Source organism: Sutcliffiella cohnii, from assembly GCF_002250055.1.
Lineage (GTDB): Bacteria > Bacillota > Bacilli > Bacillales > Bacillaceae_I > Sutcliffiella > Sutcliffiella cohnii.
Genome location: NZ_CP018866.1, coordinates 3,331,589 through 3,358,351, shown reverse-complemented (window position 1 = coordinate 3,358,351; position 26,763 = coordinate 3,331,589). Strand labels below are relative to the sequence as shown.

The window sequence follows — 26,763 nt, the reverse complement described above, 5'->3', positions numbered from 1 at the left end:
GGTTACCTTAAAGTACTTAATTAGGGCTGGGAGGAATGTATATGTCAATGAAACGTAAAAAGATTTCTGTAATTGGTGCAGGCTTTACGGGTGCGACTACAGCTTTTTTACTTGCTCAAAAGGAACTTGGTGACGTTGTTTTAGTAGATATCCCTCAATTAGAAAATCCTACAAAAGGTAAAGCGCTAGATATGTTAGAGGCTAGTCCAGTAATAGGCTTTGATGCAAATATAACTGGGACTTCTAACTATGAGGATACTGCTAATTCAGACGTAGTAGTTATTACGGCAGGTATCGCTCGTAAACCTGGGATGAGCCGCGATGACTTAGTACAAACTAACCAAAAAATTATGAAGAGTGTGACGAAAGAAATCGTCAAACATTCTCCTAACTGCTATATTATCGTACTAACTAATCCAGTAGATGCTATGACATATACTGTTTTCAAGGAGTCTGGTTTCCCGAAAAATCGTGTTATCGGTCAATCAGGGGTGCTAGATACTGCTCGATTCCGAACTTTCGTAGCCGAAGAGTTAAACTTATCTGTTAAAGATATTACTGGATTCGTATTAGGTGGTCATGGTGATGATATGGTACCTTTAGTACGCTACTCTTATGCAGGTGGAATTCCGTTAGAAACATTAATTCCGAAAGCTAGACTTGACGCCATTGTGGATAGAACTAGAAAAGGTGGAGGAGAAATCGTTAACCTTTTAGGAAATGGTAGTGCTTACTATGCACCAGCTGCTTCACTAGTTGAAATGACAGAAGCAATATTAAAAGACCAACGTCGTGTTTTGCCAGCTATCGCCTATTTAGAGGGAGAGTATGGATATAACGGTATATATTTAGGTGTGCCAACAATACTTGGTGCAGGTGGAATTGAACAAATCATTGAATTAGACTTAACTGATGAAGAGAAAGCAGGATTGCAAAAATCTGTAGAATCTGTTAAAAGTGTTATGTCTATATTAGCGTAATCTACTATTTTTTATTTGGGAGAGTTCATTCTCCCAATTTTTCAACTAATAAATGCAACCGCTTACAAAAATGTGCGAGGTGTTATAATGTTGTTAGGTAAAAAAAGAAAGATAGGTAGAAAATTAAAAGAAATAAAAGTTGGGGAAAAGCTAGAACTTAGTGAAAAAATTGAAGATAAAGATTTGCTTCTTTATCTAGGCCTTACGGACGATGCAAACCCAATATATATTCAACACGATTATGCCTCTCAGACACCATTGAAAAAACCAATTGTTCCTTCTGTGATGCTTACAGGAATTGTTACTTCAGCAGTTTCAAAATATTTACCTGGCCCTGGAAGTCACATCGTTCACCAAGACTTATCGTTTCCGAAACCTGTTTATCATTATGCTACATTAAGTTTTTTATTTGAAATAATCGACATACATGAAAAAGACCATACAATTGAAATAGTAGTTCATGCAACAAACGAAAGTAATGAAACTGTAATTAAAGGGAAGCTGACTGTATGCCCTCCCCACCGTCTTGAACCGGTAGAAAGTATCACATTAGAAAATTTTTAAAAAGAAGCAGAAATGCTTCTTTTTTTGTGGATTTTGTAAACTGATATACAAGCCGCCTCCGCTTTTCTTTGTCTAGCTACAGGGGCTAGCGGCTCGAGGTCACAAGTCAATCCGTCCAGAAGGTCAAAAAGCGACCTTCTAGCCGGCTTGCCTTGTGCTTGTCGCCGCTGAACGAGCCCCTTTCGCTTTTCTTTGTCTAGCTCCGGCGGCTAGGTCCGGCTCAAACTTCCCTTTTCCTCCGTACGATAAGTCAACATCGGCTCCTTCGTCGCCGTGTTTCCTTTATCTCCTGCGGAAAAAGTCCAGTTTGATTGGACCTGAGCAAGCCGCCTCCGCTTTTCTTTGTCCAGCTACAGGGGCTAGCGGCTCGAGGTCACAAGTCAATCCGTCCAGAAGGTCAAAAAGCGACCTTCTAGCCGCCTTGCCTTGTGCTTGTCGCCGCTAAACGAGCCCCTTCCGCTTTTCTAATTGTCTCTTTTATTTTTTAGGTGTATGATTAAGTTAGAAAATTATATAAATAGAATGATTTGGCTTTTGCTTTTGGGAAGGGGTTCCTATTAAGTATAAGTGGAGGAAAATTTATGAGTAAAAAAGTGTTAATTGTAGATGATGAGGAATCAATCGTTACTTTGTTACAGTACAATATTCAACAGGCTGGATTTCAAGTAGTCGTTGCAAATGATGGAGAAGAAGGATTACAAAAAGCTATAAGTGAAGAGCCAGATTTTATTGTATTAGATTTAATGCTTCCTAAAATGGATGGAATTGAAGTGTGTAAAGAACTTCGTCTTCGAAAAGTAATGGTTCCGATTTTAATGTTAACTGCAAAAGATGATGAATTTGATAAAGTTTTGGGATTAGAATTAGGGGCAGATGATTATATGACAAAACCATTTAGCCCAAGGGAAGTAGTAGCAAGAATTAAAGCTATATTTCGGCGAACATCGACTTCCAACCAATCCACTGCTGATGATGTGCAAAATGGAAGCCATGGTGAAACATTAAAAATTGGAAGTTTGAAAATCTTACCTGAACAATATGAGGCCTATTATAAATCCGAAAGATTAGAGTTTACTCCGAAAGAGTTTGAACTTTTAGTTTTTCTTTCTAAAAACAAAGGAAGAGTACTAACACGAGATCAATTATTAAGTGCTGTTTGGAACTATGACTTTGCTGGTGATACTCGAATTGTTGATGTTCATATTAGCCATTTACGAGAAAAAATAGAACCAGATACAAAAAAGCCTATTTACATAAAAACGATAAGGGGATTAGGTTACAAATTGGAGGAACCGAAGCTTGATGAGTAAATTTCGCTCGCGCCTTTTATTTGCTCTTATCACGCTGATCATAACCGTACTTATCGGGTTAGGTTTATTACTTGGTCAGTTGTTTAAATCTTTTTATTTAAACACATTTAATCAGCGTTTAGAAAAAGAGACGAATGTCATCTCGTTATTAGCCCAACAAGAGGGTGGGCTTACCCCACAATTACAGTCACAACTACAAGATATAAGCGATACATTAACAGCTAGAATTACTTTAACAGACCTAGACGGAATTATAATATATGATACTAATGTTAAAACCCCATATAATAGGGACCACCAAGCTGTCATTAGTAAAGTGATTCAAAGTTATCAAGCTCAAGATACTTTTTATTTTGATCAAGATGAAGAGATGTTTTATTATGGAGCTGCAATTAAAAATGAGGAAGAACGAGTTGCTTTTGTCGTATTAAGTACTCCTGTAGAACCACTACATCAGCTAAATCAGCAAATTTGGGGCTTGTTAATTGCTAGTTTAGGTACAGCTTTAGTTGTTATTCTTTTACTAGGGGTGAAAATTACAACGCACTATACAAGACCGATTGAGTCAGCAACGAAAGTAGCAACCGAACTTGCAAAAGGGAATTATCAAGCAAGAACGTATGAAGAATACCTAGATGAAACAGCGATGTTAAGTCAATCGATTAATATATTAGCGCGTAATTTGCAAGACATGACGTCTGCTCAAGAAATGCAGCAAGATCGCTTAAAGACGTTAATTGAAAATATGGGAAGTGGATTAATTTTAATAGACGGTAGAGGTTACATTAATTTAGTTAACCGAGCGTACAAAGAAACATTTAATGCGAAGCTTGGTGATTATTTATATCGACTATACTATGAGGCTTTTGAGCATAAAGAAATTATTGCTTTAGTTGAAGAAATATTTATGACAGAAGTGAAAGTGCGAAAACAAATTATTCTTCCTCTCAACATTGAAAGAAAACATTTTGAAGTATACGGTGCACCTATTATCGGTAATAACGAAGAGTGGAAAGGGATTGTTCTCGTTTTTCATGATATAACGGAGTTGAAGAAACTCGAGCAAATGAGAAAAGATTTTGTAGCAAATGTTTCCCATGAGCTAAAAACACCTGTTACATCAATAAAGGGATTTTCAGAAACGTTGTTGGACGGTGCGATGGAAGATAAAGAAACACTAAAGCATTTCCTTTCTATCATTTTAAAAGAAAGTGGAAGGCTTCAATCACTTATTCAAGATTTATTAGATTTATCGAAAATAGAACAACAAGGATATAAACTAAACGTTCAATATTTAAATATTCATGAACTACTCGAAGAAATATTTGAAATATTGAAGAGTAAGGCAGAAAGTAAAAATATCCGTTTACAACTTTTAAAAAGTGAACAACCATTATTCTTATTAGGTGATAGTGCTAGATTAAAACAAGTTTTTATTAACTTAATAAATAATGCACTTGCCTATACGCCGGCAGATGGCGAAGTAACTGTTACGGTAAAGGATAAAGGGAAAGATGTTCATATCGTTATTAAAGATACTGGAATAGGTATGGAAGAGGAAGAAATACCGAGAATATTTGAGCGTTTCTATCGTGTAGATAAGGCGAGAAGCAGAAATTCTGGTGGGACAGGATTAGGACTGGCAATCGTGAAGCACTTAATCGAAGCGCATAAAGGTAAAATAACGGTTTCTAGTAAAGTCAATGAAGGGACTACTTTCGTAGTAGAATTAAATAAAGAAAATAAAGATTTACAATAGATTAACAAATTTTTCATGCTTGTTTAATAATCCATTGTTACTATATAGATGAAACCCCTTCATCCAAAGCATTAGTTTTGGAAATGGCCAGAACATTTTGTTCTAGCCATTTTTTTTATGCATAAAATCGATATCGCTAAATAGCGTCTCTAGCAGTTTACATTATATTGGAATAACTAGAAATGACTGCAACTATCAAAATTATGATAATATGAAAATGTAAAAAACTTTTTAAGAAATTGTAATTAATGGTCATATTATTGAAACTTTTATCATTAAAGTACGTATAAGAGTTATCGAAAGAAAGAGGGGAGAAAAGGATGATAAGTTTAAAACAAATATACACAACTATTTTTCTCGTGTTACTAGCAGTAGTTGTCGGAGTAACCGCACTAACTAGTTGGTACACGGTGGATGAAACAGAACAAGCAGTAATTTTAACTTTTGGTAAAGTGGATGGAGATATTAAACCATCTGGTCTGCATTTCAAACTACCTTGGCCTATCCAAAAAGTAGAGAAACTTTCTACACAAACGTTTAGTTTACAGTTTGGCTATGAAGAAAAAGATGGTGTTGTTGTGGAATTCCCAGATGAAACGAAAATGATTACAGGAGACGAAAATATCGTCCTAGCTGATATGGTTGTTATGTGGAGAATAACGGATCCTGGAAAGTTTTTATTTAACTCCAATGATCCACGTCAAGTATTATATAATGCTACTTCCGCTTCTTTAAGAAGTATAATTGGTAGTTCGGATATTGATGATGCGTTAACAGACGGAAAGGCAGAAATAGAAGCTGAAGTATTTGAACTAATTGTATCCTTAATGGAAAAGTATGATATCGGTGTTTCTGTGACAGCTGTAAAATTACAAGATGTAGAGCTACCGAATGAGGAAGTTCGTAAAGCATTTACAAATGTAACAGATGCAAGAGAAACAATGGAAACAAGAAAGAATGAAGCTAATAGATACCGTAATCAACAGATTAATGAGGCACAAGGGGAAAAAGACGCGATTATTTCTAAAGCTGAAGGGGAGAAAACAGCCCGTATTGAAAAAGCTCGTGGAGATGTAGCAAGATTCAACGCCTTATATCAAGAGTATGTTAATGCTCCAGAAATCACTAGAGAGCGACTAATTCTAGAAACGTTAGAACATGTGCTACCTAATGCAGAAATTTATATTATGAATGATGAAGGAAATACAATGAAATACTTCCCTATTCGCCAATCAGAATCTACGAATAGTACTCCAGTACCACCAATGAATCAGGAAGGGAGTGGCAACAACTAATGAGCGATCAAAACATAATAGATATTCAAGAACGCAAGCCTAATTTTGAGTGGAAAAAAGCAATCCGTGGTGGAATTGTTTTAATAATAGCTTTCGTTGTTATAGGACTTCTTCTTGCGAATGTTTACATTGTTAGAGAAGGAGAGTTTAAAGTTGTTCGACAGTTCCAAGCAGTTGTTGATGTGAAAGATGAGCCTGGCTTATACGTGAAAATACCGTTCATTCAAGAAGTTACTACTCTACCAAAATATCAAATGCTTTATGATGTAACGGAGGCAGAAATAAATACTCGAGATAAAAAACGAATGTTAATAGATAACTATGTTTTATGGCGTATAGAAGACCCGCAATCAATGTTACGACAAGCAGCAACAGTAGTGAATGCCGAAGCAAAGATGTCGGAGTTTGTTTTCTCGGTTGTTCGTACAGAGTTAGGGAGACTTAACTATGACGAAATTATTAATGATGAAAAATCGAGCCGTGGAAGTTTAAATGATATTGTAACAGAGCGTGTTAACGAGTTGCTTACGAAAGATAATTATGGAATCGTTGTAACAGATGTCCGTATAAAGCGTACTGATTTGCCTGAGGAAAATGAACAGTCGGTATATACTCGTATGATTTCTGAACGTGAATCTACAGCGCAAGATTATCTCTCCCAAGGGGAAGCAGAGAAAAACAGAATTATTGCAATTACTGACAGAGAAGTTAGAGAAATGTTAGCTATAGCTGAAGCGGATGCTGATAAAATCAGAGGAGAAGGAGAACAGGAAGCTGCAAAAGTATATAACGACTCTTTCTCAAAAGACGCAGAATTTTATCAATTGTATCGTACTTTAGAATCGTACAAAACGACTATTAACGGAGATACTGTCATCATTTTACCATCTGATTCTCCATATGCTAGATTACTTCTTGGATATAGAGAATAAATAAAAGAAAACAATTGTAGCCGTAATTTTCCTTTCTATTTGCTATCATGTTAAAATAGAAACGGAGAATTATGGCTTTTTTATATAGAAGGAGGTAAGAACATGACGAAAAAATTAGTACTTATTGATGGAAATAGTATAGCGTACCGTGCGTTTTTTGCATTGCCGCTATTGAGTAACGATAAAGGGATACATACGAACGCTATTTACGGATTTACGATGATGTTAATGAGAATATTAGAAGAAGAAAAACCTACACATATGCTAGTTGCGTTTGATGCTGGAAAGACTACTTTCCGTCATAAAACGTTTGGAGAGTATAAAGGAGGACGACAAAAGACTCCACCAGAACTTTCTGAGCAGTTTTCTTTTTTAAGAGAACTATTAAATGCATACAACATTAAAACATACGAATTAGAAAACTATGAAGCCGATGATATTATTGGAACATTGTCACTTCAAGCGGAAAAGGATGGCTTCGACGTAAAAGTTATTTCTGGTGATAAAGATTTAACGCAACTTGCATCAGATCGCGTGACAGTAGATATTACTCGTAAAGGAATAACGGATGTTGATTCCTATACACCAGCATTTGTACAGGAAAAGTACGGAATCAATGTGGATCAAATTATCGATATGAAAGGTCTAATGGGTGACTCATCCGATAACATTCCAGGTGTACCAGGTGTTGGAGAAAAAACAGCATTAAAGCTATTGAAAGAATTTGGTTCGGTAGAATCTTTATTAGAGTCGATTGATCAAGTAAGTGGTAAAAAACTAAAAGAAAAGTTAGAAGAAAATAAAGAACAAGCACTGATGAGTAAAGAGTTAGCGACCATTCTTCGTGAAGCACCAATTGAAGTAAAAGTGGACGATACGGAATATGATGGCTTTGATGCTCAAAAAGTTGTTGGGATATTTAAAGAGCTGGGCTTCAATTCCTTATTAGATAAAGTCGGAGTGGCAGTAGAAGAACCAACAGAAGAATTAAAGACAGTTACATATGAAATAGTAGAAGATATTCGGGAAGATCATTTCGCTTGGGAAAATGTTCTCATGGTAGAAGTGTTGGATGAAAATTATCATAAGGCTACTATTCAAGGTATTGCCGTTGTTAACGAAAAAGGAAGCTTTTATTTCCGGACGGAAGATGCACTACAATCGGAAGTTTTTAAAGAGTTTGCTCAATCAGATGAGCAAAAGAAAACGGTTTTTGATGCGAAAAGAGCGCAAGTTGCCCTTCGTTGGCAAGGTATTGAATTAAACGGAATAGACTTTGATTTCCATTTAGCTTCCTATATTTTAAACCCTGCAGAAGCTTCCGAAGACTTAGCTGAAATTGTGAAGAAAAAAGGGTATGCCCAAGTACAAGCGGATGAGGCGATATATGGTCGCGGAGCAAAACAGGCTGTACCTAATGAAGATATATTAGCAGAGCATTTAATTAGAAAAGCAACTGCGATGGAACAGTTAAAAGATACATTTATAAAGGAATTAGAGGAAAATGAGCAATTAGAACTTTTTGAGCAATTGGAAATGCCGTTATCTATTATTTTAGCGAATATGGAAGCGACAGGAGTAAGGGTAGATATAGACAGGTTAGAAAAAATGGGTGAAGATTTAGCTCAGAAGCTTGAGAAATTAGAAGAAACTATTTATGAACTAGCTGGGGAAAAGTTTAATATTAACTCGCCCAAACAGCTTGGTGTCATCCTGTTTGAAAAATTAGGTTTACCACCAGTTAAGAAAACAAAAACAGGCTACTCCACTTCGGCTGATGTTTTAGAGGCGTTAGCAGAAAAACATGAAATAATTCAACAAATCTTAAATTATCGTCAACTTGGGAAGTTAAAGTCCACTTATATAGAAGGACTGTTAAAAGTTGTTCATAAAGATACTAGCAAAATACACACAAGATTTAATCAAGCTTTAACTCAGACAGGACGTTTAAGTTCCATTGATCCGAACTTACAAAATATCCCGATAAGATTAGAAGAGGGTAGAAAAATCCGTCAAGCGTTTGTTCCCTCTGAAAAAGATTGGGTAATCTTTGCTGCGGATTATTCTCAAATTGAATTACGAGTACTTGCTCATATTGCTGGGGACGAAAAGTTAATACAAGCGTTTAATGAAGATGCTGATATTCATACAAAAACAGCTATGGATGTTTTCCATGTAAGTGCCGATGAAGTAACTTCAAATATGCGAAGACAAGCCAAAGCGGTAAACTTTGGGATTGTTTACGGAATTAGTGATTATGGTTTGTCTCAAAGCTTAGGAATTACTCGTAAAGAGGCAAAAACTTTTATTGACCGATATTTGGAAAGTTTTCCAGGTGTCAAACAATATATGGAAGATATCGTTCAAGACGCAAAAGATAAAGGGTATGTATCTACTCTATTACATCGTCGAAGATATTTGCCAGAAATTACGAGCAGAAACTTTAATCTACGTAGTTTTGCGGAGAGAACGGCAATGAACACTCCTATTCAAGGTAGTGCTGCCGACATTATTAAAAAAGCGATGATTAACATGGCGGGTAGATTGAAGGAAGAAGGGCTCAAAACTAAATTATTGTTACAAGTTCACGATGAGTTAGTTTTTGAGGCGCCAAAAGAAGAAATGGAACTATTAAAGAAAATAGTTCCTGAAGAAATGGAACGAGCGATTAAGTTAGATGTTCCTTTAAAAGTTGATTATTCTTACGGACCTACATGGTTTGATGCAAAATAAAAGGTAGGGATTTAAGTTGCCAGAATTACCAGAAGTAGAAACGGTTAGAAGAACGCTCGTACAACTAGTAAAAGGGAAAACGATAGCAGAGGTGGAAGTTCGTTGGCCAAAAATGATTAAAGAGCCAGATGATGTCCAACAATTTGAGCTATTGCTTCGTGGCCAAACAATTTTAGATATAGGTAGAAGAGGTAAGTTTTTACTCTTTACGTTATCCGATTATGTCATGGTTTCCCATTTAAGAATGGAAGGTCGATACGGTCTCTTTGCAAAGGAAGAACCGATGAATAAACATGTACATGTTATTTTTCGATTTACAGACGGAACAGAATTACGATATCAAGATGTACGGAAGTTTGGAACGTACCATCTGTTTAAACCGGGTGAAGAATTAAAAACAAAACCGTTAGTAAACCTTGGCCCAGAACCGTTTGATGAGAGCTTCACAGTAGATGTCTTAAAACAGAAACTACAACGAACAAATCGTAACATTAAAGCAGCCCTATTAGATCAATCTGTAGTAGTTGGATTAGGCAACATTTACGTCGATGAGGCGTTGTTTCGTTCTAATATTCATCCAGAAACAATTGCAAGTAGTTTAACGGATGAACAAATAAGGACACTGCACCGAGAAATAATTTTAACGTTACAAGATGCAGTGGAAAAAGGCGGTAGTACGGTACGTTCTTACGTAAATTCTCAAGGAGAAATAGGGTTATTTCAATTAGATATTTTTGTGTACGGTCGTAATGATGAGCCGTGTAAAAAGTGTGGAACGGTTATCGAAAAGTCCGTAGTTGCGGGTAGAGGGACACATATATGTCCAAATTGTCAAAGAAAGTAGAGCTAAAGGGATAAACACATCGAATGGGCTCCTGCCATATACTATGTTAGTGATAGTAAGGGAGGAGCTCGTTTTGATTCAGTACATGTCGCTTTTTCTTTTAGCTTTTGCCGTAAGTTTAGATAGTTTTAGTGTTGGTTTAACATACGGATTACGAAAGATGCATATGCCACTAAAATCTCTGTCCATTATTGCTTTATGTTCGGCTGTTTCTTTATTACTTGCGATGTTTTTAGGTACTATAATAATGAATTTTATGTCGATCCAATTTGCTGAAACGATTGGTGGAGTTATCCTTATTTGTTTAGGGCTTTGGGTTTTATATCAATTTTTCCGTTCGAATGAGAAGGATTCGGAATTAGTCGGAGAGAATTTGATCCTAAATTTTGAAATAAAATCATTAGGTGTAGTTATTAATATTTTGAAAAAGCCAACTGAAGCTGATTTTGATCGTTCTGGATCAATCACTGGATTAGAAGCATTTTTTCTAGGGATTGCACTTTCTTTAGATGCTTTCGGGGCAGGAATAGGTGCAGCTCTTCTAGGGTTCTCTCCGTGGGGAATGGCGATATGTGTTGCAATAATGTGCTCATTATTTGTTGTGTCTGGAATTAAGTTAGGTCGAGTATTTTCGAATGTTAGTTGGATTCAAAAGCTTTCTTTTCTACCAGGTGTATTATTAATTGTTATTGGTGTTATAAAATTATAAGAGGCTGGGTGTTTAGAGCAGTCTCTTTTTTCGTAAAGGAGAGTTGGCCATGCCAGGAATTGTTATTGGGTTAACAGGTGGGATTGCCAGTGGAAAAAGTACGGTAGCTAACATATTAAAAGAAAAAGGAATACCAATTGTAGATGCGGATATTATCGCCAGAGAAGTTGTCGAAATAGGATCAGAGACGTTAAACAAGTTAGTAGAAACTTTTTCACCGGCTATATTACATAACGATGGATCATTAGATAGGGCAGCGTTAGGAAGTATCATTTTTCATAATGAAGAAAAACGTCAGCTGTTAAATAGTATTATGCACCCTAGCATTAGAAAAAGGATGAAAGAAAAAACTGCTCAATATTTACAAGAAGGCTACTCAGTTGTCGTAATGGACATACCGTTATTATTTGAGAGTAAATTAACACATCTAGTCGATAAAACAATTGTAGTTTATGTGGACGAGGAAGTTCAATTAAAGCGACTAATGGAAAGAAATACACTATCAAAAGACGAAGCTTTAGCAAGAATTCATTCACAAATGCCTCTAAAAGAGAAAAAAAATCTAGCCGATTTCGTCATCGATAACAACGGATCACTAAACGAAACAACAACGCAATTACAAGAAATAATTCAAAAAATTCAAGCATAACTCACCTTCATTACACTCGCCATTAAAGGTGAGTTTTTTTAGTTTAAAAAGTTGATAATCGACATATATTTCTGATGACACAACAAAAGTTATTGTGTTATACTAATTACAAGAATTATAGTTTATAAGTATAACATATATATGAAAAGGGGTAATTGTAATGATGGCAAAGGTTGCAATTAATGGATTCGGACGAATCGGGAGAATGGTATTTAGACGCGCAATCCAAGAGGGGAACATCGATATCGTTGCAATCAATGCGAGCTATCCAGCAGAAACGTTAGCTCACTTAATTAAGTATGACACAAATCACGGTCGTTTCGATGGAGAAATAATTCCCGAAAATGATGCATTAATCGTGAATGGTAAAAGAATTCAATTAGTAAATAATCGTAACCCAGAAGAATTACCATGGGAAGAGCTTAATATAGATATCGTTATTGAAGCTACTGGCAAATTTAATTCTCGTGATAAAGCAGCGCTTCATTTAAACGCAGGGGCAAAAAAAGTAGTACTAACAGCTCCTGGTAAAAATGAAGATGTCACCATTGTAATGGGCGTAAATGAAGAAACGTTAGATATCGAGAATCATGAAGTGATTTCAAATGCATCTTGTACAACGAACTGTTTAGCTCCCGTTGTAAAAGTGTTAGATGAGCAGTTTGGAATTGTAAACGGTTTAATGACGACAGTTCATGCATATACGAACGATCAAAAGAATATTGACAATCCACATAAAGATTTACGTAGAGCTCGTGCATGTGCTCAATCTATTATTCCGACATCAACAGGGGCTGCGAAAGCGTTATCTTTAGTATTACCGCACTTGAAAGGCAAACTACATGGGATGGCGCTTAGAGTACCAACGCCAAACGTATCTTTAGTGGACTTAGTAGTAGACGTTAAACAAAACGTTACGGTAGATGACGTAAATGATGCGTTTAAAACGGCTTCTATCGGATCATTAGAAGGAATTGTTGATGTAACAATGGAGCCACTTGTATCTATTGATTTCAATACAAACCCTAATTCAGCGATAATTGATGGGTTATCAACGATAGTAATGGAAGGGAATAAAGTAAAAGTATTAGCATGGTATGATAACGAATGGGGATATTCTTGCAGAGTAGTGGATTTAGTTAATTTTGTAGCAGAAAAAATGTTTCAATCCGAAAAAGTAGTAGCGGGATAAATGTAAATAGACTTTCAAAGTGACTGGTGAATATAAATCATTAGTCACTTTTTTTATGTAATCGTAATGGAAAAATTGTAATGCCCTTTACTTGGATATAAAAAATCCAGTTGTGACAAGCTACATATTAAAAGTATTACCCCCTAAATTTATTTAAAGAAAAACTATTGAAAAAAGAAAACAAACAAAGTATACTATGATTCGTGAACTTCTTGAAGCGGTAATGTTCCTACTTAAAGGGTTAGGACCTCTCTGGACTAACTTTCCCCCGTGGTAGGAATAATTAAACGGAGTTTTTGAAGGAAATTCATGTAAATAATAATAAAGGGGGAACGTGAGATGGAAACTATTGGTCGTCACGTTATTTCAGAGTTATGGGGTTGCGATTTTAACAAGTTAAATGACATGGATTATGTAGAAAAGACATTTGTGGATGCTGCACTTAAATCAGGAGCAGAAATTCGTGAAGTAGCATTTCATAAATTTGCACCACAAGGAATTAGTGGTGTTGTTATTATTTCTGAATCTCATTTAACAATTCATAGCTTCCCGGAGCATGGTTATGCAAGTATCGATGTGTATACATGCGGAGATTTAGACCCGAATATTGCGGCGAATTATATTGCCGATGCGTTAGATGCTAAAACACGTGAAACAATCGAGCTTCCACGTGGTATGGGCCCAGTTGAAGTAAAGAAAGCAAAAGCACTTTAAAAGATGAAGAAAATGAATTAAAATGGAAAGAGGTGTATATGCACCTCTTTTTCTTATGGTCTTTTCTTTAAAATATCTTCTAAGAATTTTTACTTTGCGATTAATCCTAAGTAGAATGAAAAGAAGAAAATTAGAGGAATTTTCAAATTAGGACAAGCTGTAAATAAATACATATACTCTATAGTTAGGGGTTGTCATATTTTTATGTCAATTGGACAAAAGATTAAATCGTTTTTTTCTACTCAAACAGAAACGAGAGAAAATCATATAAATGAACAATTAAAAAGTCGATATTATAAAACGACAACTAAAAAAGCAATCGAAGCTATAAAAACTATTATTCATCAAGAGGATGGCTTAACTGTGAAATCAGTTTCCGAGGAGCATGGTGAGATAGCTGTTGAAGTTCGTAAAGGAAAAAAAGCTTTTATGATTATTACTGTCATTTCTGTAAGACCTTTTGAAACGGCAATCGATTTCTCTGTTACAACGGAAACAGTACTACCTTCTGATTTTGGCTATAGTAGAAAGTTAATTTTTATAATGTATGAAAAGCTTGGTAAGCAATTAACATATGTCGGTTCAGGATTAAATGCAGAAAAGTAAAAGAACGGAGTGAGAACTAAATGAAGTGCCCAACATGCAACCACAATGGAACTAGAGTTTTAGACTCTCGTCCAGTCGAAGAAGGACGTTCCATTCGCCGTCGTAGAGAATGTGAAGCTTGCTCTTTTCGATTTACTACATTTGAAAAAGTAGAACAAATGCCATTAATCGTTGTGAAAAAAGAAGGAGTACGTGAGGAATTTAGCCGTGAAAAGGCGTTACGTGGTTTAATACGAGCTTGTGAAAAAAGACCAGTTCCTTTAGAAAAGTTAGAAGATATAGTGATTAACGTTGAAAAAGATTTACGAAATATAGGTGTGTCGGAAGTAAATAGTAATACTATCGGTGAAATGGTCATGGATCACTTAGCAAAAATTGACGAAATTGCATACGTTCGTTTTGCTTCTGTTTATCGACAATTTAAAGATATAAATGTATTTTTAGATGAGCTGAAAGAGCTAATTGAACGCGAAAGAAAATAATGATAGAAAAAGAGCTTAATGATAGGCTCTTTTTCACGTATTTCTGATTAAGTTTTAAGTTTGGATGATACGAAGGAGGGATCAAGTTGACGAGGTATTGGAATGAACTAATCCCAATTGATCGCTATGTTGTAAAAGTGAACGGATTATTACAAGAAGCAGATAGAAAAATTATTACGATGCTGTACCAACCTTTGATAGGGTTTCGAGGCTACAGTTTATTTATGACACTTTGGAGTGAATTGGAACAAGATCGTCTTTGGGGAGAAGAGTCTACTCACCATAGTATCATGACGACAATGCAATGTAACTTAAAAGATATACATCAGGAGCGTTTAAAACTTGAAGCTATTGGACTCCTGAAAACGTTCGTGAAAGAAGAGGAAAATGTAAGATCTTTTGTTTATGAACTACAACCACCCCTCACTCCCGAAACATTTTTCTCTGATCCGATGTTAAATATATATTTGTATAACCGTCTTGGGAAAAGTAAGTATGTGAAAGTGAAGAATTTCTTTAGTGATGAAATTATTCCTAACACGTTTCAAAATATTACACGTTCTTTCCATGAGGTGTTTGCATCTATCCAGGCTGAAAGTATGATGACACAAGTAACTGATGAGGTGTTAGAAGACTCAAAGCTTGATGAAGATCTGGAATGGATTACGAAAAAAGATGGGAAAGAAATTGAAGTGAAGCATGAAGGTTTTGATTTTTCGCTGTTCTATGCTGGTCTTTCAGAAGTTGTTATCCCACGAAAATCTATTACACCGAAAGTGGAAGAAGCTATCTCAAAATTATCATTTTTATATCATATTGATCCTATTACGATGAAGGATATTGTCATGAATGCTATCGATGATGACGATACCGTTAATATAGAGGAACTAAGAAAAGTAGCAAGAGATTGGTATCAATTAGAAAATAAAGATGGACTACCAACATTAGTCGAGCGTACGCAACCAGTTCATTTAAGAAAAATGGATGATAAAAAACCGAAATCAAAAGATGAACAGTTAATTCAAATGTTGGAAAACGTCTCACCAAAACAACTGTTGTCTGATTTTTCAGGTGGCGATCCTTCTATATCGGACTTGTGGATTGTGGAAGATGTGATGTTTAAGCAACAACTTCCAGCAGGCGTTGTGAATGTGCTTTTGTACTATGTTTTACTAAAAACAGATATGAAATTAAACCGAAATTATGTGGAAAAAATAGCTAGCCATTGGGCAAGAAAGCGCGTCACAACTGTTATCGAAGCGATGGAGCTAGCAAAAGCAGAAAATCGCCAATATCAAAATTGGGCGAAAACAAAACAAACCAAATCTACAGCCACAAAGCAAACGAAAGATACACCTAATCGTAATCGGTTTATTAGTGAAAAAACGAAGGAAGAAGAGGAAAAAGAAACCGTTAGTGCCCAAGAAGAAAATAAGCGAAAACTCGCAGAACGACTAGAAAAACTTAAATTAAATAAAGGTAAGTAAACGTTAGAGCACATCCCTCTAGCGTTTTTTTATTAAAAGGAGGCTCGACTCCCTCCCCGCGGAAAGCAAGTGTCTGCAGCGACGAAGGAGACGCAACGTTCCCCTCATGTTTTTATAAAGATTTATCATTTTTTAATACTTTCCCCCATATACATAGAAGCAGGTGTAATAAAGGGGGGACAAACTTGTTTGAGATTTCCTTTCATGATGAAACTGATGCAAGTATTGTTTATAAGCAACTTAAAAATTGTTTCGTAAAAAGTGACAGTTCACTTTCTTTACATAACGAAAAAATTTGTATGGAAATGCATGAGTTGAAAAAAATAAAGCCAAGTATGATTGAGACGTTAAGATGGTTTGTAAAGAAAAAAGAACAACAACGGGCATTGTCAGTGTTAGAACACTCCTTTTTCTATAAGGACATAGAAGAGCAAGAACAAATTTTATCCATATTACAAAGCATTCTAAACGGAGAAAGAGACGACATCCCTAATCTGCCATCGCTAGTAGAAAGAGACCAAACATTAATTAAATCGCTACATTTATTGTTAGAAAATCCAGTTTCATTTTCATTCGAATCTGTATTAACTTTCCGACTTAAACATTATTTTGACTCGTTGTATCAATTTATTGAAGCGGCTATTGATGAGTATAAAATGGAACAGGAATATCAAGCGTTTATTCAACAATTGAGAGAGGTGTTATTTTCAGCTGAATCAAAACTAGATGAAGTCCATTTAGTGTATGAAACACACTTTGAATTTTACGATAGCCAACAAAATTACTTATCGAAAGATCACTTAAAAAAATATATTAACAGAACTCATTTTAATAATTATGCCTTTTATATTGATTCAGTCGTTTTGGCTCCATTAGTGTCAATAGCTCCAAATAAACTTTATTTATACACAGATCATATGGATCATCAACTTGTCCAAACGATCCGAAACATATTTCAAGAGCGTGCTACGATAAAACCGTATCAACACTTTCCGCTAAAAAAAATGAAAGTTGAGTAATCCACTACTTGATTTTATTGTGTAGGGAGAATATAATTACCTACATATTCATTTTAATTTAAAAGCGAAAAGTAATGATAAGGACAATAGTAGTTAAATACGAATTTCAGAGAGGGAAGACAAGGCTGAAAGCTTCCTATTACGATTTAAGTACTTACCACCTTTAAACTTCAACAGCGAACCTTAATAGCAGTAGTTGTTGACGGCAGTTCCGTTACCCAAACTAAGCCATTATCTGTATATTTTGTTTGCAGAGCAATGGGAATTAGGGTGGAACCACGATGAGAATAATAACTCGTCCCTTTTTATAGGGGCGAGTTTTTTATTTTAATAAATAATAATAACAAGAGGTGATTAGGATGTCTGAATTAGTAAAAATTCAATTTCCAGACGGAGCGGTAAAGGAGTTTGAGCGTGGTACGACAACAGAAGATATTGCGGCATCCATTAGCCCAGGTCTAAAGAAAAAAGCCATCGCTGGAACTTTTAACGGCGAACAAATAGACTTGCGTACTCCAATAAACGAAGATGGTCAAATTAGTATTATTACACAAGATGGTGAAGATGCTTTATCTATTATGCGTCATAGCACTGCGCATCTTATGGCTCAAGCTATTAAACGTATTTATGGAAAAGGCGTTAAATTAGGTATTGGTCCTGTTATTGAGAACGGCTTCTATTATGACGTTGATATGGAGCATGCATTAACTCCAGAAGATTTACCTGCAATTGAAAAAGAAATGAAGAAAATAGTGAACGAAAACTTTGATATCGTTCGAGTGGAAGTTTCTCGCGAAGAAGCACTTCGTCGTTATGAAGAGATTGGCGATGAATTAAAATTGGAACTTATTCGTGAACTACCCGAAGGAGAAACAATTACAATTTACGAACAAGGTGAATTTTACGACCTTTGCCGTGGTGTACACGTTCCTTCTACTGGGAAAATTAAAGAATTCAAGTTACTAAGTATCGCTGGTGCTTACTGGCGAGGAGATAGTAAAAATAAAATGCTTCAACGTATTTATGGTACTGCGTTCTTCAAAAAAGCGGAATTAGACGAACATTTACGTTTATTAGAAGAAGCAAAAGAACGTGATCACCGTAAACTTGGGAAAGAATTAGACTTGTTCTTCAACTCGCAAAAGGTTGGGCAAGGACTCCCATTATGGTTACCGAAAGGGGCAACAATTCGTCGCGTTGTCGAACGTTACATTGTAGATAAAGAAATTAAATTAGGTTATGACCATGTGTATACTCCTGTAATGGGAAGTGTAGAATTATATAAAACTTCTGGTCACTGGGATCACTATCAAGACGGTATGTTCCCACCGATGGAAATGGACAATGAACAATTAGTACTTCGTCCGATGAACTGTCCTCATCATATGATGGTTTATAAAAACAGCATTCATAGTTATCGTCAGCTTCCAGTCCGTATTGCTGAGCTAGGAACAATGCATCGATATGAAATGTCTGGTGCATTATCAGGTTTACAACGTGTTCGTGGAATGACATTAAATGATGCACACATTTTCGTTCGTCCAGACCAAATTAAAGACGAATTTAAGAGAGTAGTTCATTTAATTCAGGAAGTTTATAAAGACTTTGGAATAAACGATTATTCCTTCCGTTTATCATATCGTGATCCTGAAGATACAGAGAAATATTACGATGATGATGCAATGTGGGAAAAAGCACAAAGCATGTTAAAAGATGCAATGGATGAAATGGAACTAGATTATTTCGAAGCGGATGGTGAAGCTGCGTTTTACGGACCAAAGTTAGACGTTCAAGTTCGTACAGCTTTAGGAAAAGACGAAACACTTTCTACTGTCCAATTAGACTTCTTGCTTCCTGAGAAATTTGATTTAACTTACGTTGGAGAAGATGGAAAGCAACACCGTCCAGTCGTAATCCACCGCGGAGTTGTTTCCACAATGGAGCGCTTTGTTGCCTTCTTAATAGAAGAATATAAAGGGGCATTCCCTACTTGGTTAGCTCCAGTTCAAGTACAAGTAATTCCTGTTTCTCCTGAAGCTCATTTTGACTATGCGAAAGAAGTGCAAGATCGCTTGAAAGCAGAAGGAATTCGCGTTGAGCTTGATGAACGTAACGAAAAAATTGGTTACAAAATTCGTGAAGCACAAATGCAAAAAATTCCTTACATGTTAGTGCTAGGTGACAATGAAATTCAAGAAAAAGCTGTAAATGTACGTAAGTACGGAGAGCAAAAATCAGAGACTATTCCGCTTGAGCAATTTTTACAGCAATTAGTAGCTGAAATAAAAAAATAAAAAAATAGTTGTCAAAGATAAATGTATCTGATACAATTTAAAACGTTGCTTGTTTTGAATATACATTCCTTGACAACCATCATAAGAAATGTTATATTTCTTAGGTGAATAGAATACTTGTTTATTGAACAAGAAGAAGCACCCGCTTCTCACCTGATTGACGCAAAATTGCAGTTGCCAGGTTTTACGAGAATTTTTCAACTTTAATTCGTAAAGTGTGGGTGTGTTATGCATCCACACTTTTTTTGTTCACAGGATTGTTCAAAAACGGTGTTCGTATAAAACCTTGGAGGTGGCTAATTATTAGCAAAGATATGATGGTGAACGAAGGTATTCGTTCTCGTGAGGTTCGTTTAATCGGTCAAAACGGAGACCAGCTTGGAATTAAAACAAAACAAGAAGCACTTGAGATTGCTGCAAAAGCAAACTTAGACTTAGTGCTAGTTGCTCCAAACGCAAAGCCTCCTGTATGCAGAATTATGGACTACGGAAAGTTCCGATTCGAGCAACAGAAGAAAGAAAAAGAGCAACGCAAAAACCAAAAAGTTATTAACGTAAAAGAAGTTCGATTAAGTCCTTCAATTGATGAACACGACTTTAACACGAAACTTCGAAATGCGATAAAGTTCCTTGAAAAAGGAGACAAAGTAAAAGCATCGATTCGATTCAAAGGTCGTGCCATTACACATAAAGAAATTGGTCAACGTGTATTAGACCGTTTCTCAGCAGCTTGCTCTGAAGTTGCAACAGTGGAATCGTCGCCTAAAATGGACGGTCGTAGCATGTTCTTAGTATTAGCACCTAAAAATGAAAAGTAAGAAATAGAGGAGGACTCACCTATGCCTAAAATGAAAACTCATCGCGGATCTGCGAAACGATTCAAAAAGACTGGATCTGGTAGTCTTAAGCGTTCTCACGCTTACACAAGTCACTTATTTGCTAACAAGTCTCAAAAGCAAAAACGTAAATTACGTAAAGCTGCTGTTGTAAGTAAAGGTGATTTCAAACGCATTCGTCATATGTTAGACAACATTAAATAATATCGGTTTTTTATATATAGGAGGGAAACACAATGCCAAGAGTTAAAGGCGGTACAGTAACACGCAGACGTCGTAAAAAAGTCATTAAATTAGCTAAAGGTTATTTCGGTTCAAAACATACTTTATATAAAGTAGCTAACCAACAAGTAATGAAATCATTAATGTATGCTTATCGTGATCGTCGTCAAAAGAAACGCGATTTCCGTAAGTTATGGATTGCTCGTATTAACGCAGCAGCTCGTATGAACGGTCTTTCTTACAGCCGTTTAATGCACGGATTAAAAGTAGCTGGTATCGAAGTTAACCGTAAAATGTTAGCTGACCTAGCTGTTCATGACGAAAAAGCTTTCGCTGAATTAGCAACAGCTGCAAAAAACAGCTTAAACAAGTAATAACGATAAAAGAAAGGGGACTATACTTATAAGTAGTCCCCTTTCGGTTTTATTATGGGAAGTTTGGTGAAGAGAAAGATATGATAGAGTTGTTACTGATTTATCTCGTACTTAATAGTGTCGCTTTTCTATTAATGAAAGTAGATAAAAAGAGAGCGATTAATAATAAATGGCGAATATCAGAATCTACTTTATGGGCCATTTCTATTGTTGGTGGTGCGCTAGGCTCATGGGCAGGGATGAAGAAATTTCGTCATAAAACGAAACATAATACATTTAAATTTGGTATGCCACTATTGACTCTAGTCCAAATAGGGACAATTATCTATTTCACATTGGTATAAGCACTTAAATTATCGAATAAGCATAGAATAATGCAATGCGGAGCGAGGTGAAGACCAAATGGATGAACGATTATCTGTTTTATATGTAATGGTTGAAACACATTGGTTACTAGCATCTATAGCTTTTATATCTTTTCACATTTTAAGACAAATATTATTTATCCCAGTTGTGATCATTTGTGTTGCAGGTGGAGCATTGTTTGGTGGTCTATTAGGTAGCGTCTATTCCATTATTGGTCTTACATTATCAAGTCTACTTTTCTATCTCCTTTATAATCAAATGCCTAAAATATTTGGGAAAATATTAAAAATGAAAGAGAAATGGTTTGGTCATCGGGCAGAATTGTCTGTCGGGCAAGTTACTGTTCTTCGATTAATTCCATTTATTCATTTTCATTTATTGTCGTTATGTTTAATTGAAACAACGAAAAATTTTCGTGAATATGTGAGGGCTTCTATCATAGCAAACATTCCGATTGCAATTATTTATACCGTATTTGGTCAGTTTATACGTGATTTTTCCCCGTCTATGATTTTGTTATTATTACTTTTATTATCTGGTTTGTTTTTTCTGGTAAAGGATAAATATGTGATTATAAAATGGGAGAAGTTCTTTCAAAAAGATAAAGCTCGGAGCAGTTAATCAATGATTAGCTGTTTTTTTATGTAGAGAAACTATTATAACCAATGAAAATAGGCTTAAGTATGTCCGTTTCACTTCGCATCCGTGAGTCTCGTACATTCCACTACGTTACAGTCTCTTTTTTTATATTCAGAAGGAAACCATTTTGAGGAAAATCAACCTTTTTCTCTTAATTAGCTTCCTCTTATGATCACTTATTTAACAGGTAGCAGAATTTACATAACAGAGTTTCGATATTATTTAACAGGTAGCAGAATTAACTTAACAGAGTTTCGATTTTATTTAACAGGTAGCAGAATTTACATAACAGAGTTTCGATTTTATTTAACAGGTAGCAGAATTAACTTAACAGAGTTTCGATTTTATTTAACAGGTAGCAGAATTAACTTAACAAACCTCCGATTTTACTTAACAGTCTTCCATTTTTACTTAACAGCCGCAGAATTTTTTAACAACGCTTTGTTTAACAAACCTCCGATCACATTAACAGCAGCCATAAGCAGTTTTGTGAAACTTATAAATAATATAAAAGGAATATATCTTAGTAGTGATACAATGAATACGGAAGGTCCTTAAGAATTACAGACAAATATGGGGAAGGTAATGAACGATGAAGTTGTATAAAGATGATATGAATGAGTTTTACGCTTTGGAGATTTTAAGTTGGCAGTACGAGCCTCCTTACGATTTTTACAATGGAGAAGTGAGCCGAGAAGGTATGATGGAATTGTTAGTGAAGGACTACTATACAATCTTAGATGAAAATAAACAGTTAGTAGGGTTCTTTTGTATCGGAGAAGGAGCACAAGTTCCGACGACAGATTACAATTATAATAATTTATTTGTAGATATTGGCTTTGGTTTGAAGCCGGACTTAACTGATCAAGGAAATGGTGATGATTTTCTTTCCTTTATTATGGAGCAAGCCAAGAGGATGGGGGATTGTAAAAATCTTCGGTTAACAGTTGCCTCCTTCAACGAACGTGCCATTCACCTTTATAAAAAACATAAATTTACTGAAACGACACGATTTCTTTTTCATGGTACAGAATTCATCGTAATGATACAAGAATAAAAAAAAAGAGCTTTGTTTAGCTCTTTTCTGCTTTTAAAAATTCTTTAATCGGGCTTTTCCAATCGATAATTGCATTAGGATATGCTCTTCTAACTTCTTTTTCTATAAACTCAAAGTCACGCTTTTCTAAACCTTGTAGTTTTGACGTATTTTTAGGGAAGATAAAAATGGATATGACTTCAAATGCTTTATCGGTAGTCCCTAAATATTTTTCTCCTTCAAAGAGTACACCTTTGTACGTTAAGAGAAAGTTTTTACGTATATTTTCTTTTTTATCTAACATATAAAAGTTTTTTTGTTCGTGCGCTAATTCTAATTTTCTCTTCGGATTAAAAACATATTTGATGATTGCGTAAATAAGAAAAACAAAAAGCGCTAACAGTAATATACGTATAAGGTAAACAATCATGGTCCTTTAACTCCTTATTTTTAATAGAATATAGATGGATTACCCTATTTTACGATTTTAATCACGCAAAAGTTTCATTTTTGATATAATTTTTTTAAATAAATTTTATAAAGGACGGTACATATGAAACTAGACCAATTATTTCTTATGCAAAAAGAGTTAGATTCAAAAATTGAAGAGCAACACGGATTAAAAAAAGAAGAGCTTTTTGATCGGAAAGTGTTAGCCTTACAAGTGGAAGTTGGGGAACTTGCTAACGAAACACGTTGTTTCAAGTTTTGGAGTTTAAAACCTTCTTCTCCTAAAGAGGTTATTTTAGAAGAATATGTTGATGGACTACATTTCATTTTATCACTAGGCTTAACGTTAAACTATAGCATGGATATTGAAACGGAAGCATCCGTAAAAATGGAGTCTGTTACAGAACAATTTTTAGTAGTCTATCAGTTAATTTCACAATTCCGTGAATCGAGAGACGAAGATACGTACCAAGTACTATTCTCTTCCTATATTCATTTAGGGGAGTTATTACATTTCGAATGGAAAGAAATTGAACAGGCATACTATAAAAAGAATGAAGTAAACCATGAACGACAGCAAACAGGATATTAAACACAATTTGTTGGTTTTCTCTCGCTTTTCTTCTGACAGAAGTTTCTGTATAATAGGCGTTGAGAATATTAAGGGGGACGAAATATATGACAAAGCAGTTAGATGAAACGTTAACGATGCTTAAAGATTTAACGGATGCTAAAGGTATTCCGGGCAATGAAAAAGAGCCTCGTGACGTAATGAGAAAATACATAGAAGCTTACGCTGATGAAGTAACAACGGACGGACTAGGAAGCTTAATCGCGAAAAAGGTTGGGGTAGCGGACGGTCCTAAAATTATGGTTGCTGGCCATTTAGATGAAGTTGGTTTTATGGTAACGAGCATTGATGATCGCGGATTTATTCGTTTTCAAACAGTCGGTGGCTGGTGGTCACAAGTAATGCTGGCACAGCGTGTAACAATCGTAACGAAGAAAGGTGACATAACAGGTGTAATAGGATCTAAACCGCCTCACATTCTACCACCAGAAGCTCGTAAAAAACCAGTAGAGATTAAAGATATGTTTATTGATATTGGTGCTTCAAGCCGTGAAGAAGCGGCTGAATGGGGTGTTACACCTGGAGACCAAGTTGTTCCTTACTTTGAATTCACAGTAATGAATAACGAGAAAATGTTATTAGCAAAAGCTTGGGATAATCGTATCGGATGTGCGATTGCGATTGACGTATTAAAGCAGCTTAAAGACACAGATCATCCAAACGTAGTTTACGGGGTAGGAACTGTTCAAGAAGAGGTTGGTCTACGTGGAGCGAAAACATCTGCAAACATGATTGAACCAGATATTGGCTTTGGTGTGGATGTTGGTATTGCTGGGGATACTCCTGGAGTAACGGAAAAAGAAGCACTAAGTAAAATGGGTAAAGGACCTCAAATAATTCTTTATGATGCATCAATGGTTTCTCATAAAGGGTTACGTGATTTTGTAACAGGTGTAGCAGATGAAATGGAGATTCCGTATCAATTTGACTCTGTAGCTGGTGGAGGAACTGACTCTGGAGCAATCCATTTAACAGCACAAGGTGTACCTGCATTATCTATTACGATTGCAACTCGTTACATCCACTCTCATGCAGCAATGTTGCATCGTGATGACTATGAGAATGCAGTGAAATTAATTGCAGAAGTGATCAAACGTTTAGATGCTGATACTGTAAAAGAAATTACGTTTAATTAATGAAAAAGGGCTTCCAGAAATGGGAGCTCTTTCTAATGTAAAGTTGTAGTATATACCGCTATTGATTACTACCTAGTTCCAATGATTGCAATGATTTTATGGTGTGGATTGTAGCGAAGGACACTTGACTCCTTGGGAGGAGAGGGAAGGCTGGGAACACGAAAGGGCAAAAGTAGAATTCCCTTAACAGTAATTAGGTATATTCACAATAGAGGAAAAGCATAAAGCAAGATTCCAAAGAGGAGGGAAAAACGTTCCATTTGAACCAAATTAAAAAAGAGCGGTTTAATTATTCCGCTCTAGTTTTTCCATCCATTATTTTAAACTGTTTTCTAATGTTGTAAGCATTTCTTGCTTGTCTTGTTCAGAAGAGTGTTGCCATATCATTTCAAATAAAACTCCTAGACCAGGTAACATCTTTTCTTCCCCGTTTTGAATAGCATCAACGATAGTTGCTTCCAATTCTTCTTGAGAGTTACCTTGTACGTTTTGTTTAATCGCATGTCGTAAATTTAAGTTCATAACATTTCACCCCTAAAATTAATATGTACATTTGTATGTTTTACTAAAATAGAAAAACTATGTATAGAGAATACCTTTTTTTTCCCCTGTTTTGTACATCTGATAGAAATTTGAGTATAATGAACAACAAGGTGAAATAAAGGAGAATTAGAACGTGAAACGAATTGATTCAGTCAAAAACCCTAAAGTGAAACAATGGAAAAAATTACATAAAAAGAAAGAACGTGAAATAGCGAAAACATTCTTAATAGAGGGATTTCATTTAGTAGAAGAGGCTCTAAAAGTAGATGGATTAGTAGAAGAGATCATTATATCAGAAAACGAAAACATCCCAGCAAACTGGAAAATAGATAATGCTACCTGGTATATAGTATCAGATGATGTTCTAAAAGCTATTAGTGAAACAGAAACACCACAAGGAGTATCTGCTGTCTGTCAATTCCAATCGAATAACGAGAGTATGTTAACTAAAAGTAGCAAAGTGTTAATGTTAGATAATGTACAGGACCCTGGTAATGTCGGTACGATGATTCGTACCGCGGAAGCCGCAGGTATAGACACCATCGTACTTGGGGATGGAACTGCTGATCTTTATAATGGAAAAGTTGTCCGTGCAACGCAAGGAGCAATTTTTCATGTGCCAATTATTCGAGAAAATCTTCAAACATGGATAGAAAAATGTAAAGAGATAGGTATACCCGTTTATGGTACAGCATTAGAAAATGGAATGCCATACACAGACGTAAAACCTACAACTTCTTTTGCGTTACTTGTTGGGAATGAAGGCCAAGGAGTGGCAAAAGAGTATTTGTCTAAAACAGACAAAAATTTATATATTCCTATTTACGGAAAAAGTGAATCACTAAATGTGGGGATTGCGGCTGGTATTTTGATGTACTACTTAAGAACTTAATTATGTATCAAAAAAATGGATAGGTAAAAGGCCTTAGAAAAAAGAATAGGCAATGCGAATAAAAAAAGC

Annotated in this window: 29 protein-coding genes and 2 other annotated features; of the genes, 27 read left to right on the top strand and 2 right to left on the bottom strand. The window is 35.6% G+C overall.

Annotated features, from left to right (window positions below):
• Positions 1-41 precede the first annotated feature (41 nt).
• The 24 genes from mdh to BC6307_RS16720 all read left to right on the top strand — a co-directional run bounded on the left by mdh (position 42) and on the right by BC6307_RS16720 (position 23,063).
• Entirely contained in the window at positions 42-980 is a 939-nt protein-coding gene (gene mdh, locus BC6307_RS16835) for a malate dehydrogenase (RefSeq protein WP_066420136.1), read from the top strand.
• A gap of 87 nt (positions 981-1,067) precedes the next feature.
• Positions 1,068-1,544, top strand: a complete 477-nt coding sequence (locus tag BC6307_RS16830) for a MaoC/PaaZ C-terminal domain-containing protein (protein WP_066420138.1) — start codon at positions 1,068-1,070, stop codon at positions 1,542-1,544.
• A gap of 581 nt (positions 1,545-2,125) precedes the next feature.
• Positions 2,126-2,854 carry a response regulator transcription factor gene (locus BC6307_RS16825; protein ID WP_066415339.1) on the top strand — a complete coding sequence of 243 codons (729 nt, stop codon included), beginning with the start codon at positions 2,126-2,128 and terminating at the stop codon, positions 2,852-2,854.
• Positions 2,847-4,613, top strand: a complete 1,767-nt coding sequence (pnpS, locus tag BC6307_RS16820; protein WP_066415341.1) for a two-component system histidine kinase PnpS — start codon at positions 2,847-2,849, stop codon at positions 4,611-4,613. The genes BC6307_RS16825 and pnpS overlap by 8 nt, the downstream gene beginning before the upstream one ends.
• Positions 4,614-4,933: 320 nt before the next feature.
• A complete protein-coding gene (hflK, locus tag BC6307_RS16815) occupies positions 4,934-5,908 on the top strand; it encodes an FtsH protease activity modulator HflK (RefSeq protein ID WP_066415342.1) in 975 nt (324 codons plus the stop codon).
• Positions 5,908-6,840 carry a protease modulator HflC gene (hflC, locus tag BC6307_RS16810; RefSeq protein WP_066415343.1) on the top strand — a complete coding sequence of 311 codons (933 nt, stop codon included), beginning with the start codon at positions 5,908-5,910 and terminating at the stop codon, positions 6,838-6,840. Before hflK ends, hflC begins: the two co-directional genes overlap by 1 nt.
• 102 nt (positions 6,841-6,942) lie before the next feature.
• Positions 6,943-9,573: a DNA polymerase I gene (polA, locus tag BC6307_RS16805; protein ID WP_066415344.1), complete on the top strand. Its 2,631-nt coding sequence runs from the start codon at positions 6,943-6,945 to the stop codon at positions 9,571-9,573.
• A gap of 16 nt (positions 9,574-9,589) precedes the next feature.
• Positions 9,590-10,417, top strand: coding sequence for a DNA-formamidopyrimidine glycosylase (gene mutM / locus BC6307_RS16800; RefSeq protein ID WP_066415347.1), 828 nt, complete (start codon positions 9,590-9,592; stop codon positions 10,415-10,417).
• A 73-nt stretch (positions 10,418-10,490) separates the two neighbouring features.
• Positions 10,491-11,126, top strand: coding sequence for a sporulation membrane protein YtaF (ytaF, locus tag BC6307_RS16795; RefSeq protein ID WP_235858107.1), 636 nt, complete (start codon positions 10,491-10,493; stop codon positions 11,124-11,126).
• A 49-nt stretch (positions 11,127-11,175) separates the two neighbouring features.
• Positions 11,176-11,775, top strand: coding sequence for a dephospho-CoA kinase (gene coaE / locus BC6307_RS16790; RefSeq protein ID WP_066415348.1), 600 nt, complete (start codon positions 11,176-11,178; stop codon positions 11,773-11,775).
• A gap of 160 nt (positions 11,776-11,935) precedes the next feature.
• A complete protein-coding gene (locus tag BC6307_RS16785) occupies positions 11,936-12,967 on the top strand; it encodes a glyceraldehyde-3-phosphate dehydrogenase (RefSeq protein WP_066415354.1) in 1,032 nt (343 codons plus the stop codon).
• A gap of 339 nt (positions 12,968-13,306) precedes the next feature.
• A complete protein-coding gene (gene speD, locus BC6307_RS16780) occupies positions 13,307-13,681 on the top strand; it encodes an adenosylmethionine decarboxylase (RefSeq protein ID WP_066415357.1) in 375 nt (124 codons plus the stop codon).
• Positions 13,682-13,885: 204 nt separating this feature from the next.
• Complete coding sequence (locus BC6307_RS16775) at positions 13,886-14,287, top strand: cytosolic protein (protein ID WP_066415358.1); 402 nt, start codon at positions 13,886-13,888, stop codon at positions 14,285-14,287.
• A gap of 20 nt (positions 14,288-14,307) precedes the next feature.
• Complete coding sequence (gene nrdR / locus BC6307_RS16770) at positions 14,308-14,769, top strand: transcriptional regulator NrdR (RefSeq protein WP_066415361.1); 462 nt, start codon at positions 14,308-14,310, stop codon at positions 14,767-14,769.
• An 86-nt stretch (positions 14,770-14,855) separates the two neighbouring features.
• Positions 14,856-16,256, top strand: a complete 1,401-nt coding sequence (locus tag BC6307_RS16765) for a replication initiation and membrane attachment family protein (RefSeq protein ID WP_066415364.1) — start codon at positions 14,856-14,858, stop codon at positions 16,254-16,256.
• A 185-nt stretch (positions 16,257-16,441) separates the two neighbouring features.
• A complete protein-coding gene (gene ytxC, locus BC6307_RS16760) occupies positions 16,442-17,275 on the top strand; it encodes a sporulation protein YtxC (protein ID WP_066415367.1) in 834 nt (277 codons plus the stop codon).
• Positions 17,276-17,340: 65 nt separating this feature from the next.
• Positions 17,341-17,581: a binding site (T-box leader), on the top strand.
• Between the two features lie 53 nt (positions 17,582-17,634).
• A complete protein-coding gene (gene thrS, locus BC6307_RS16755; RefSeq protein ID WP_066415369.1) occupies positions 17,635-19,569 on the top strand; it encodes a threonine--tRNA ligase in 1,935 nt (644 codons plus the stop codon).
• A 124-nt stretch (positions 19,570-19,693) separates the two neighbouring features.
• Positions 19,694-19,821 (top strand) — a sequence feature (ribosomal protein L20 leader region).
• Positions 19,822-19,868: 47 nt separating this feature from the next.
• Positions 19,869-20,387, top strand: coding sequence for a translation initiation factor IF-3 (gene infC / locus BC6307_RS16750; RefSeq protein WP_169714903.1), 519 nt, complete (start codon positions 19,869-19,871; stop codon positions 20,385-20,387).
• Positions 20,388-20,408: 21 nt separating this feature from the next.
• Complete coding sequence (rpmI, locus tag BC6307_RS16745; RefSeq protein WP_066415379.1) at positions 20,409-20,609, top strand: 50S ribosomal protein L35; 201 nt, start codon at positions 20,409-20,411, stop codon at positions 20,607-20,609.
• A 32-nt stretch (positions 20,610-20,641) separates the two neighbouring features.
• On the top strand, positions 20,642-21,001 hold the full coding sequence (gene rplT, locus BC6307_RS16740) for a 50S ribosomal protein L20 (protein WP_066415382.1): 360 nt from the start codon (positions 20,642-20,644) through the stop codon (positions 20,999-21,001).
• An 80-nt stretch (positions 21,002-21,081) separates the two neighbouring features.
• Entirely contained in the window at positions 21,082-21,345 is a 264-nt protein-coding gene (locus tag BC6307_RS16735) for a DUF1294 domain-containing protein (RefSeq protein WP_066415384.1), read from the top strand.
• A gap of 58 nt (positions 21,346-21,403) precedes the next feature.
• The gene (locus tag BC6307_RS16730; protein WP_066415385.1) at positions 21,404-21,988 is read left to right on the top strand and encodes a VTT domain-containing protein; all 585 of its coding nucleotides are present in this window, start codon (positions 21,404-21,406) and stop codon (positions 21,986-21,988) included.
• Between the two features lie 186 nt (positions 21,989-22,174).
• Complete coding sequence (locus BC6307_RS16725; RefSeq protein ID WP_066415386.1) at positions 22,175-22,564, top strand: hypothetical protein; 390 nt, start codon at positions 22,175-22,177, stop codon at positions 22,562-22,564.
• 34 nt (positions 22,565-22,598) lie between these two features.
• On the top strand, positions 22,599-23,063 hold the full coding sequence (locus BC6307_RS16720; RefSeq protein WP_066415388.1) for a GNAT family N-acetyltransferase: 465 nt from the start codon (positions 22,599-22,601) through the stop codon (positions 23,061-23,063).
• A 16-nt stretch (positions 23,064-23,079) separates the two neighbouring features.
• Here BC6307_RS16720 and BC6307_RS16715 read toward each other — a convergent pair whose 3' ends face one another.
• A complete protein-coding gene (locus BC6307_RS16715; protein WP_066415390.1) occupies positions 23,080-23,472 on the bottom strand; it encodes a sigma-w pathway protein ysdB in 393 nt (130 codons plus the stop codon).
• A 123-nt stretch (positions 23,473-23,595) separates the two neighbouring features.
• Between BC6307_RS16715 and BC6307_RS16710 the strand changes: the two genes are divergently transcribed.
• Both BC6307_RS16710 and BC6307_RS16705 read left to right on the top strand, forming a co-directional pair.
• On the top strand, positions 23,596-24,084 hold the full coding sequence (locus BC6307_RS16710; RefSeq protein WP_066415392.1) for a dUTP diphosphatase: 489 nt from the start codon (positions 23,596-23,598) through the stop codon (positions 24,082-24,084).
• Between the two features lie 86 nt (positions 24,085-24,170).
• Positions 24,171-25,259 (top strand): M42 family metallopeptidase, encoded by a 1,089-nt coding sequence (locus BC6307_RS16705; protein WP_066415393.1) that lies wholly within the window; start codon positions 24,171-24,173, stop codon positions 25,257-25,259.
• 315 nt (positions 25,260-25,574) lie between these two features.
• Here the strand turns inward: BC6307_RS16705 and sspI are convergent, their stop codons facing one another.
• Complete coding sequence (gene sspI / locus BC6307_RS16700) at positions 25,575-25,781, bottom strand: small acid-soluble spore protein SspI (RefSeq protein ID WP_066415398.1); 207 nt, start codon at positions 25,779-25,781, stop codon at positions 25,575-25,577.
• 154 nt (positions 25,782-25,935) lie between these two features.
• Between sspI and BC6307_RS16695 the strand changes: the two genes are divergently transcribed.
• Positions 25,936-26,694, top strand: coding sequence for a TrmH family RNA methyltransferase (locus tag BC6307_RS16695; protein WP_066415403.1), 759 nt, complete (start codon positions 25,936-25,938; stop codon positions 26,692-26,694).
• The last annotated feature ends 69 nt before the right edge of the window (positions 26,695-26,763 follow it).

Coding starts and splice junctions, on each gene's coding strand:
- mdh (WP_066420136.1), top strand. CDS start 42: ATGTCAATGAAACGTAAAAAGATTTCTGTAATTGGTGCAGGCTTTACG.
- BC6307_RS16830 (WP_066420138.1), top strand. CDS start 1,068: ATGTTGTTAGGTAAAAAAAGAAAGATAGGTAGAAAATTAAAAGAAATA.
- BC6307_RS16825 (WP_066415339.1), top strand. CDS start 2,126: ATGAGTAAAAAAGTGTTAATTGTAGATGATGAGGAATCAATCGTTACT.
- pnpS (WP_066415341.1), top strand. CDS start 2,847: ATGAGTAAATTTCGCTCGCGCCTTTTATTTGCTCTTATCACGCTGATC.
- hflK (WP_066415342.1), top strand. CDS start 4,934: ATGATAAGTTTAAAACAAATATACACAACTATTTTTCTCGTGTTACTA.
- hflC (WP_066415343.1), top strand. CDS start 5,908: ATGAGCGATCAAAACATAATAGATATTCAAGAACGCAAGCCTAATTTT.
- polA (WP_066415344.1), top strand. CDS start 6,943: ATGACGAAAAAATTAGTACTTATTGATGGAAATAGTATAGCGTACCGT.
- coaE (WP_066415348.1), top strand. CDS start 11,176: ATGCCAGGAATTGTTATTGGGTTAACAGGTGGGATTGCCAGTGGAAAA.
- BC6307_RS16785 (WP_066415354.1), top strand. CDS start 11,936: ATGATGGCAAAGGTTGCAATTAATGGATTCGGACGAATCGGGAGAATG.
- speD (WP_066415357.1), top strand. CDS start 13,307: ATGGAAACTATTGGTCGTCACGTTATTTCAGAGTTATGGGGTTGCGAT.
- BC6307_RS16775 (WP_066415358.1), top strand. CDS start 13,886: ATGTCAATTGGACAAAAGATTAAATCGTTTTTTTCTACTCAAACAGAA.
- nrdR (WP_066415361.1), top strand. CDS start 14,308: ATGAAGTGCCCAACATGCAACCACAATGGAACTAGAGTTTTAGACTCT.
- thrS (WP_066415369.1), top strand. CDS start 17,635: ATGTCTGAATTAGTAAAAATTCAATTTCCAGACGGAGCGGTAAAGGAG.
- rpmI (WP_066415379.1), top strand. CDS start 20,409: ATGCCTAAAATGAAAACTCATCGCGGATCTGCGAAACGATTCAAAAAG.
- rplT (WP_066415382.1), top strand. CDS start 20,642: ATGCCAAGAGTTAAAGGCGGTACAGTAACACGCAGACGTCGTAAAAAA.
- BC6307_RS16735 (WP_066415384.1), top strand. CDS start 21,082: ATGATAGAGTTGTTACTGATTTATCTCGTACTTAATAGTGTCGCTTTT.
- BC6307_RS16730 (WP_066415385.1), top strand. CDS start 21,404: ATGGATGAACGATTATCTGTTTTATATGTAATGGTTGAAACACATTGG.
- BC6307_RS16725 (WP_066415386.1), top strand. CDS start 22,175: ATGATCACTTATTTAACAGGTAGCAGAATTTACATAACAGAGTTTCGA.
- BC6307_RS16720 (WP_066415388.1), top strand. CDS start 22,599: ATGAAGTTGTATAAAGATGATATGAATGAGTTTTACGCTTTGGAGATT.
- BC6307_RS16715 (WP_066415390.1), bottom strand. CDS start 23,472: ATGATTGTTTACCTTATACGTATATTACTGTTAGCGCTTTTTGTTTTT.
- BC6307_RS16710 (WP_066415392.1), top strand. CDS start 23,596: ATGAAACTAGACCAATTATTTCTTATGCAAAAAGAGTTAGATTCAAAA.
- BC6307_RS16705 (WP_066415393.1), top strand. CDS start 24,171: ATGACAAAGCAGTTAGATGAAACGTTAACGATGCTTAAAGATTTAACG.
- sspI (WP_066415398.1), bottom strand. CDS start 25,781: ATGAACTTAAATTTACGACATGCGATTAAACAAAACGTACAAGGTAAC.